Annotated in this window: 6 protein-coding genes and 1 pseudogene; 3 read left to right on the forward strand and 4 right to left on the reverse strand. The window is 58.2% G+C overall.

Annotated elements, in window-relative coordinates; all coding sequences use genetic code 11:
* The first annotated feature begins 514 nt into the window (after nt 1-514).
* Both JWR14_RS38620 and JWR14_RS22930 read left to right on the forward strand, forming a co-directional pair.
* Entirely contained in the window at nt 515-1063 is a 549-nt protein-coding gene (locus JWR14_RS38620) for a VOC family protein (protein ID WP_366144586.1), read from the forward strand.
* 13 nt (nt 1064-1076) lie between these two features.
* Entirely contained in the window at nt 1077-1595 is a 519-nt protein-coding gene (locus JWR14_RS22930) for a MarR family transcriptional regulator (protein WP_299712408.1), read from the forward strand.
* Between the two features lie 237 nt (nt 1596-1832).
* Here the strand turns inward: JWR14_RS22930 and JWR14_RS22935 are convergent, their stop codons facing one another.
* From JWR14_RS22935 to JWR14_RS22945, 3 genes are all read right to left on the reverse strand, one after another.
* Nucleotides 1833-3044, reverse strand: coding sequence for a hypothetical protein (locus JWR14_RS22935; RefSeq protein WP_299712411.1), 1212 nt, complete (start codon nt 3042-3044; stop codon nt 1833-1835).
* 343 nt (nt 3045-3387) lie between these two features.
* Nucleotides 3388-5508, reverse strand: a complete 2121-nt coding sequence (locus JWR14_RS22940; RefSeq protein ID WP_299712414.1) for an alpha-galactosidase — start codon at nt 5506-5508, stop codon at nt 3388-3390.
* Between the two features lie 76 nt (nt 5509-5584).
* Nucleotides 5585-7993, reverse strand: coding sequence for a glycoside hydrolase family 95 protein (locus tag JWR14_RS22945; protein WP_299712416.1), 2409 nt, complete (start codon nt 7991-7993; stop codon nt 5585-5587).
* 885 nt (nt 7994-8878) lie between these two features.
* On the opposite strand from JWR14_RS22945, the gene JWR14_RS22950 reads away from it, so the two are divergent.
* Nucleotides 8879-9067 (forward strand): hypothetical protein, encoded by a 189-nt coding sequence (locus JWR14_RS22950; RefSeq protein WP_299712418.1) that lies wholly within the window; start codon nt 8879-8881, stop codon nt 9065-9067.
* Nucleotides 9068-9164: 97 nt separating this feature from the next.
* Here the strand turns inward: JWR14_RS22950 and JWR14_RS22955 are convergent.
* A pseudogene (locus tag JWR14_RS22955) lies at nt 9165-9569 on the reverse strand (ATPase); the annotation flags it as partial.

Consider the following 9569-nt stretch of genomic DNA (forward strand, 5'->3'; position numbering starts at 1 on the left):
GCAACGCTAGTTGCTGGGCTTGATTGGCGATAGCGCCCTCTTTTGGTAAACGCGCTCCCGAAAACACGACTTAAAGCAGATGAATAGGTCGATATCGAGGCTCGAACTGACATACCGCCAATTTTACTCATTAAACGCTTGTCTGCTAATAACAATTAGCAGACCAAATCATCTGGTCGTGAAATAAGTTCAGGTACGGGACTGCTGTCACGCGACGTTGGCAGTGGGCCTAAACCCAACAGTCGTGTCACCAACCGCCCTTTGAATCTTTCGATAATCTGTCAGCAAAAGTGCCCACTGCGAACCGTGGCCAACAGCTGCTTACGGCAGCCACGATATTAGCTAAAACAGGCAAGCGGACCGCATTGATATGGGCCGTCGAATCATCGCGCCCGGGTACCAGCGCAATAGCCAAGCATCACCTCCGACGGACCCGAAGACGGCACCGATATTGAGATCATTGACGTTAATCATTAACGTGTATGAACGATTAATCACCAGGATGAAAGTCGCCATGCCGATCTCAATCCGCAATCAGATCATCCGACTCGCATTCGCCGGCCGCGTTCGCGGGATCAGGTTGAAACGAACACTGCAGCAGCTTGGACGACCTCGTATCGGCGCCCTGGACCATGTCACCATACCGGTTCGGGATCTGGCACTGGCGCGACGGTTCTACTGCGATCTTCTCGGTGCCGCTTACTCAATGACCGTAGACGATGAAACCTTTCGACGCTTCGGCCGTCCGCCAGCCGAAACTGGCGGCGAAGGTTCGCACCACGTCTCAGTGTATTTGGACGGCTCAACCCGAGTTGACTTGTTCCTGCAGAGATCAGGGCAGCCCGCCTTGACAGCCGGCCATCCTCACTATGCGTTTCATGTTCCGCCGCGTCATCTCCTCAAGTGGAAAGGCCTCCTGGACTCCCACGGTGTGGCGACCGAGGGGCCGTTGCAGCTCGTCCTCCGGGACAGGCTTCGCTCTATCTCAATGATCCATTCGGCAATCATCTCGAGTTGGTGTGTCTCGAGTTTTCAATGCCCATTCCAGTTCGGCCGCCTGTGATGGCCGATATCGCATGGAAACAGGGATCGCTGCTATGACCGTTGAGCCGGCGCCCGGAGAGATCGGCGAGCTACTGCAAGAATTTGTCAACCGCGTATCGCACCTTCAAGGCAAGACGCTCGCCGTTCTGACCAAGGAGTCAGTCACACTGCAGCAAGTCCTACTGCTGCGGCGCGTGGAGCAGCTAGGCAAGTGCACACCGTCTGACATCGCTGAGCGCATGCACATGTCACTTCCCGCCGTGAGCCAGATGATCGATCGCCTCTTTCTGCTGGGCCTATTGATGCGTAACGAGGCGCTGGGCGATCGCCGGAAAAAAGATGTTGCCGTTACTCCAAAGGGCCATGCCCTCTTGGAGCGTATTCGCAGAGCGCGCTCGGCCGAATACGAGGCCGGAGTAGCCTCGCTGTCGCACAAATTGCATTCGGATCTCGCAAAGCTCCTGCGTAAAGCATTGGCAGTATTGCCGGAAGAGTCCGGGGCCGTCTCACCGGCTCGAAGTCGAAGCGCAGTCGCGCGTGGTAACGCTTGATAGCGGAAGATTGGGCTGCTCAATCCGTCGCGCTGGCTCGACGTGGCGTCTGCAACACCCGCGAGCGTCAGCTTTCCGCTAAGCAATTTACCGTCTGAAAGGTAGATCTCGACCGATACGTTGAATTGCCTCTGTCGGGAAACACTTGTTTTCCGACAGGGCGATGTCGGCCACGTAAACGCCCCCCGGAACAGCCCAAACAATGGATGTTTGCCGCTATCGCGCCCCTTGCTCCGATCAGTCCGGCGGCAGCTTGGGAAGCGCTGAAATGCGTGGTCCGCAGAGTTGCGAGCGTCCGAGACACGACGCAAGCGCTTGATCGCCGAACCATTTCTGCGTGTCGAGGTTGTAGTGCACGCTGCCGTCTCCGCCGCCCAGCGAACCGCCTTTGAAGATCCCGAAATCCGGCGGCTGTCCGTTCCAATCGGGCGACTGCGATGCATCGACGAAGCTGAAGGTGCGAGGATCCGCGTCGATGAAGCCGCCAAACACCTTTTGCATGGAGGCAAGACTGGTCGAATCATAGGGAGCGACCGCATTGGCGACATTGTCATAAGCTACCGACAACGGCTTCACAATCATTACCGGAAAATTCGATCCCACCGCCGCGGAAAAACCTCTGAAAAGGTTGGCGTAATTCTGCGGTGCCCGGCCGATGGTCGTCACATTGCCGGCGGAATTCAGCGGCCCAGCTTCCGCTTCCCACTGGTTCCACTCCAGACCCAGGACGCGTGGTTTCTTGCCGGTCGCAAGAATCTGTTTCAGTCCAAGATACATCATCCGCCGGGCGAACGGCGCAAGGGCATAAGTCGGGGTTTTGGTCGCGTCAAGCAAGGGTTGCCAGAGATTGACGCCGTGCATCGTCCAGCCGCAGCAGCCGCTGTACGCGTCGTCTGCGACGTCCACGCCCTGGCTACCCCAGCCGATATGAATAATATACAGATCGGGCAACGGTTCGCCCGCATTGATCGCCGACTGCCATGCGTAGGCGGCAAAATTGGCGGCATTTCCACTGCCGCCGTAGTATCCGAGATTCATGTCGGACGAAGTGCTGTCCGACCAGTTCACCCACGCCACCTGATCGATGGCGGATATCGGTTGGGTAAAGGGCGCTCCCGGCCCGTCGGCGTTGCCCGCGATATTGCCCCAGCCGTCGTTCCGGATACCCCATACATTCGGTGCTGGCATTCCACCGGCACTGGACCCGGTACCTGAGGCCCCGGTCAACACAAAGTTCGCGGGCAGGCCGTTAAGGCCGGCGCTGTTGCTCTGCCCCATCACGAATAGGACCGCGACCTCGTCCGGCCGGAATCGCTGAATTTTCTGCTCGACCATCACCGCAGCGGCACTTGCAGCATGCTCCGAACTGGCTGGGCTGGTCGGACTGTCCGCGCCTCCGCATGCAGCGAGTACAAACGAAAGCGCAATCCACACCAATAGATTTCTCATGCCTGTCTCCATACATTGCCGGCCCTGAATTTGAGCTGCAGCACCTTATTGTCGAAAATCGTTTTCCATTCCAGTCGGCACGGATGCCGACGTTGCCGCCTGATTCGAACGATCGCATCCACCAACGAATCCATAGGCGCGACAACTGAACATATGCCTCCCGCCATCACTATGCACTCCTTACGACACCGGCAAAAAACGCCCTGGAACAGCGATCTCGAAGCACCAGCCCGCTCGCCCCTACTGACACCGAGACCCCGTCACTGACCGCCATTGGTCATCGATGCGCCGAATAAATCTCGGCAATCAGCATGCGTCACGTCTTTCGCCAGGAAATTGCGATTTACTGATTCACAGGCTGACCGAGGCCATCAACATCGGGGCCATAGTTGCCAGGCACCATTGAGAATTTGATGGTATTGGCCACCCCGGCTTTCAATGGGACCGTTACCTGCACACTCGACAGGATGGGAAAGTCCCAGGTTCCTTCACCCGGGAATTGGACCGGAAATGGCGGGCCATTGTTAATGCTCACGTTCATTGCACGAGGTGCACTCGTCCCGTCGTCCGCACTGATATAAACAATTGGAACCGTATATGTTCCATCGACGGCAGCGACAATTCCACTAAACTCGAGGCTGGAATCAGAATTTGCCAAGTTACCCACTTTCGCGTGACCACTACATATAGCGCACGCCTGTATTGCCGCGTCCTGAAGAAGATTGGCGGGATTTTCTGCCTCATAGGCAACGGGTGGTAATGCAGGCTGCGGCCCGGCGATCAGCGTCACATCTTTGATTGCCGTAGCATGGCCGGCCCCGTTCGAGAGGACAAAAGTAAGCCCGTTGCTTCCCGGCTTGAACGGCATGAACAGTGTGACTTTACCCTGGCCGTGTTTGGCGGTAGCCGGAAGCACGACCGTCGTTAGTACAGCCTCGTTAAGAATCAGCGGCACCTTGAGCGCAGACGTTCCTTCGTTCCGGTAGGCAATGTCGATGTACCCGCCAGTGGTGGCATTCAGTGTATATCTGGCTACTCCGTCCGCTTTCGTCCCGGGTGTGGCACGGTGGATTTTTGACGCATCGTCCGCACTGTTGATCGTCAGCATGACGGAGCCGCCAGCCGGAACATCAGCCGCCGTGTATCCAGACGCATAGGAACCGAGATCGCTGTGTGCCCATACATCGCGGACATTGGCCGAAGCAATCGGATCCAATCCCAGATCTTTCCAGTTTACCGTGATCGATGCTGCGGACCCTGTAGTGTTAAGAAGCACAACCGCACGGCGACCATTGCCAGATAGCAGCTTGGCCCAGACTCCCAGACCACTCTTCGGCTCCGCCACCCGGATCGCCTCGAGACCGCGGCTATCCTGATCAACGGCAAGAACCTCCGGATTGGTCAGTGTAGCCATCGTGGCCGGACTGATCGGCGTTGTGAAATCAACGCCGAGAATCAGAGGCGCGCCTGCAATTGCCCACAGACTCATGTGTGTCTGATCCTGATCTGGAGACATGCCAAACCCGGCAAGCATCATGTCCGGATCGTTATAGGCACCAGTATGCTGGGCTTCAGGGAAAAGATTGCCGTAGAAATTCTGGTTAACAATTCTGGAGAAATCGGGCGTATTCTGCTTGCCCGGTACTCCGGTGGCATACGTAATATCCTCGGTCGTTCTCCACATATCCGCGATTTGCCCCCAGTCATAGGACCGGCCCGTCTTGTCGACATGGAAACTGTTTGGATTGATGCTGTAGACAATTCGTCGATTTACACCGGCAGCAGCATTGTCCAGTGCATCCCGCATCTTTTGAAAACCCGCCTCTTGATCTTCAAGCGTCCCGTCCGGGGTGCACCAGTCGTATTTTACGTAGTCGACGCCCCACGCCGCGAATGTTTTGGCATCCTGCACTTCATGCCCAAGACTGCCCATGGGAACGGTATGCCCAGTGTACAAATTGTTACGCTGTGCACAGGTTTCTGCTGCGGGAACCTCGTAGATACCAAACTTGAGGCCTCTGGCGTGAATATAGTCGCCGAGAGCCTTCATTCCATCCGGAAAGCGAATGGGGTCGGCTACCAGATTGCCTTGCGGATCGCGCGTCGGAGCAAACCAGCAGTCATCGACGTTGATATAGGAGTAGCCCGCTTTCATCAAGGTGCCGTCTCTCTTGAGGCCGCCCGAGACAGTGTCTGCGGCCGTTTTCACCAGATTTTGGTTGATGTTGCAGCCGTACGCATTCCAACTTGCCCAACCCATAGGGGGCAACATGATTGGACTCTGGCCCGCAATTGCTGAGGACGACGGAGTTGCTGAGGGATCGGCAGGTGAAATAGCCGCTGCCTGAACGGCACTCGTTGCCATGACAGGATTCTGCTGATCGCCTCCACAGGCGAACAGCCCGAAGGCGATCAAGACGCTCACGAAAAGCAGATACACCCGAACGGAACCCAGGATTTTCATGATTAGTTTTCCTTACTTAAAAGTGGAACGGGGACCTTTCGGGTAATCTGCTGTACAGGGCTTCGCTTCGGTTTGCTCAGAAAACCGGCTGCAAGCGGCCATCGAACCTTGCCGTGCCGTTCATGGGTATCCCGACCGCCCGCCAAACATTGCCGTATTGCAGGACCGTTTGTGTTCCTCCAACACTAGTGAGCTTGACGGACGACAGCGTTCCGCGGGTCCACGCGAGGTCCACCGCAAACCCTCCCTTTGCCCGCAATCCCTTAACGCTCCCCGTGCCCCATTGCGAAGGCAGCGCGGGGAGCAACGTGATGCGATCCATCCTGCTTTGCATCAGCATTTCCAGTATCGCCGCCGGGCCGCCGAAGTTCGCATCGATCTGGAAAATCGAGCCGGTGTACGCATCGAACATATTGGCAAACGTGCCATTCACACCGTCGTTGCCCGTCGAGTAGCGCAACAGCTTCGGAATCATCGAATAGCAGGTAGCGGCATCGTGGAAATGCGCCCAGCAGGCGATGCGCCATGCGAGCCCCCAACCCATGGAGTCGTAGCCACGCGCGGTCAGCAGTGCCTTCACGCCGGCCACGAGCTTCGGATCGCTGTCGAGCGTGATGCGCTCGCCTTCGAACCAGCCGATCAGCGGCGACAGATGCCGATGTCCCACCTCGCTGACGATGCTGTCGTCCATCCATTCCTGAAGCTGCCCACTCGTGGAACTCACCTTCGGCAGATAAAGCTGTGCTTTCAGATTCGCGACCGTCCCCGCGAAATCCGCATCCTTGCCGAGCAGCCCGCTTGCGGTGACATAGTTCGTGAAGAGATCCCAGACGAGCTCCTGCGCATACGTGATGCCAAGCTGCTGGTGAGGCCCCTGCTCCGGCGACCAGTCCTTGTCGTCGATGAGCAATCCCGTCTTAGGGTCCTTGATCAGGCGTGCCTGCCAGAATTCGCAGGCGGACTTCATGACTGGATAGACGCTCGCGAGATAAGCCTTGTCCAGCGTGTACTCATAGTGATTCCACAGCGTGCGGCAATACCAGGCGCTCGCGGGCGGACTCCAGTCCCAGCCGAGCGAGCCGTAGATGCCGGTCGAAATCGCCACCGTCCAGCCGGCCACCTTGCCGCTCGAATTGCTGTAGTTCACGTTAGCCGCGTCGTTGAAGTGGTTCCTCGTGGATTGAACCCACGACGGAAACTGCCCCGTGACGTAATCGGCAAACGGCTGTTGGCACTCGGGCAATCCGGCGCGGTCGGCGAGCCAGTAGTTCATTTGCACGTTGATGTCGGTGTGGTAGTCGGCCATCCACGCCGGGTCGTTCGTGGTGCTCCACAAGCCTTGCAGATTTGCAGGCAGCGAGCCGCGCGACGAGGAGATCGTGAGGTACCGTCCGAACTGCACGTACATCGCTTCGAGTTCGGGATCGGCCGCGGCGGCGTCCGCCTGGCGTGCCAGTAGCCGCTCCGGGATCGTCAGCGCCCTTTGCGCGTCGCTCGACCTGCCGAGGTTCAGTTGCATGCGCCCGAAAAGACCTTGATAGTCCTGCACGTGGCGCGCCAGCAGGTTCCGGTATCCCCGGGCTACAGCGTTCGTCACGTCCGTGATTGTGGCGTTGCGCGGGTTGATGCTCGTCAGGTAGTTGTCGACGTAGCGCCCGTTGTAGTCAGTACGCGCCGCCAGGATGATCGTGAGCGCCGGACAGCCATGGAGCGTGATCTGGGCATTGGCCGCGCTTAGCGACGCGACACCTGCGTCTGGAATGACCGCTACGTAGGTGACGTATAGCTCTCCGCTTCCGCTGACCGCACCGGAGAACGACAGCGCGTGGTTCGATTCACCAACGGTTTGGGTGCCCTGACTGTCGACCAGAGAGACGGTGCCGTCATAGGTACCGCCATGAGACGTGAGACGGACGACGATCACATTGTCGGGAAAGCTGCTGAAGATCTCGCGCCGGTAGGTCTTGCCGCCGACGCTGTACTGCGTGCGCACGATCGAATTGCTGATGTCGAGTGACCGCTGGTAGCCTGTGGCCCCGGCGTGATCGGGAAGATCGATATAGAGCTTGCCGAGCGACAGGTAGGTGCCCATCCCTGTCGCCGTGTAGGCGGGATCGACGATGTCCTTGGTGCCCGACCACAAGGTGATTTCGTTCAGATAGAGCGCTTCCCTTTCGCTGGCACCGCCTGCCAGCGCGCCAAGGCGCCCGTTCCCGACCGGCAGGCCCTGATATTGGATGCTGGACTCGACTGCGGGAAGGTCATATTGGAACAGAAGCGCCTGATCAGTGGAAACGAGCGGCGAACCTGGCTGCGTCGAAGAGATGTCTAGATTGGGTGTTGAGGATTGGAGGTCGAAAGGTCCGTTTGTCGTGCTGGGCGGCGAACTAGCGATACCGCCAGCGCGTCCTGCGACCGGGAAGATCGCGGCGGCGCCCCCGAACTTCAGCAGCCTGCGACGCTTCTGATTGATGGAAATCTTCATCGTGCCTCCATTTGTGGTCCACCTATGAATATTTTGTGCAAATATGCACCATGTAACGATTCGTAATACATTAGGTTTTTCCCTCGATCCCCCGCGCAGGCTCGCCGCAAATGCCAGTCAGTTCGCTACGCGGTGCATCACCAAATCGGAATGCTCACACTGTGGGATCACGCCGCACGCGCCGCCGCAATCGCAGGGGCCACCGCGCACCACTGGGCTCGCGGGTTTCGGTTATCGACCTGATGGGATTGACGGCTGCGATCCCTGATTACACGACGCTGAGCCGGTGCGGGCAGAAACGGCCCGCGATCTGCCGGGACCGGTGCCGCGGGCCCGCTTCACTCGCTGGTCGACAGTACCAGCATGAAAGTGTTGGCGCGGGCAACTAGCTTGAAGAGAAACACGGCGTGAAGTCCCACTGTTGCTACCGCAAGCCGCATTTGGCGATGGATGCCCACAATGGCCTCATCGTGACGCACACGCTCAACGATCAAGATGCGTGGCGGTTCGACTCCGGCCTCGGGCACTCACGACGACCAGTGGCTAGCGCAAACGTCGACAGCAGGCCGACCCATATTTTTCTAAACTTTGCTTCGATACACGCATGGCAGGAACAAAACGAAAATCCACCCGCCCGGGTGCTAACCGAAAACCTCTGAGCAAGTCGTTGCTGCTGCCAATGTCGATGCAATCGGCGCGCGAGAAGTCACTCGCCCGCCACCTTGCAATGGTTGCCTGCCGAGGCGGCAGCGGGAACCGGCATCAGATCACCGAGTTGGTCCGTTCGGTGTATATGGCCCATTACGTTCAACGCATGGGCTTTTGGTGAGGTGCTGTTTTGAGTGTTACGAGTACGCTGAAGCGGCGTTCGAAAACGCCCTCGCGGTGGCAGCGAAATTTGCCAAGTGGATAATCAGCGAGCAGGACGCGCCCGTGATCGAACGCTTGCTTGCGCTGCACGACCAGCAACTGAGCGAGGCACCGATGTACCGAGTGGTGGAAGCCGAAAAACAACTACGCCATTTCCTGGCCGGCGCAGGCGCGTCGCCGTTAGTCCGCCCGAGATCGGGTTAACTGCTGGTCTCTCATCATTTTCTGGGTTTATTCGCCATATACGCGTCGTACTAGAACTGCGCATGAGACACCAACGTCGGCTACGGACCCAAGGCAATCAAGATCGTCGTGTTCGCGGCGATTTGCGCACCGGCTCACTGCTCTTGCGCAGGCCCGCTGTGGTCTTCGCTGCCGGCGGCTTCTGCTTTGCAGCGGCATGCGTCAGCGACAACGCCAGTTGGTCGCGTTGATCACGCGCCTGCACCGCTTCATCGACATAACGTGCGTTCTCCGTACGCAGCGCATCCAGCTTACCCTCCAGCACACCGACTTGCTGACGCAGATTACCGAGTTGTCCCTGCAGCTTTTGCACGTCATCGCGATGGCGGCTGACGCCCTGCTCCGCTCTACGGTTCGCCGTATCAAGTTCCTTCTGCAAACGCGCGGCCGCTTGCCGCTCGCGGTCGATTTCCAATAACGCCCGGGTTTCGGCGGCTTTGAGCCGCTCCTGCGCGAGCGCGCC

It is taken from the genome of Caballeronia sp. (assembly GCF_028292365.1).
Lineage (GTDB): Bacteria > Pseudomonadota > Gammaproteobacteria > Burkholderiales > Burkholderiaceae > Caballeronia.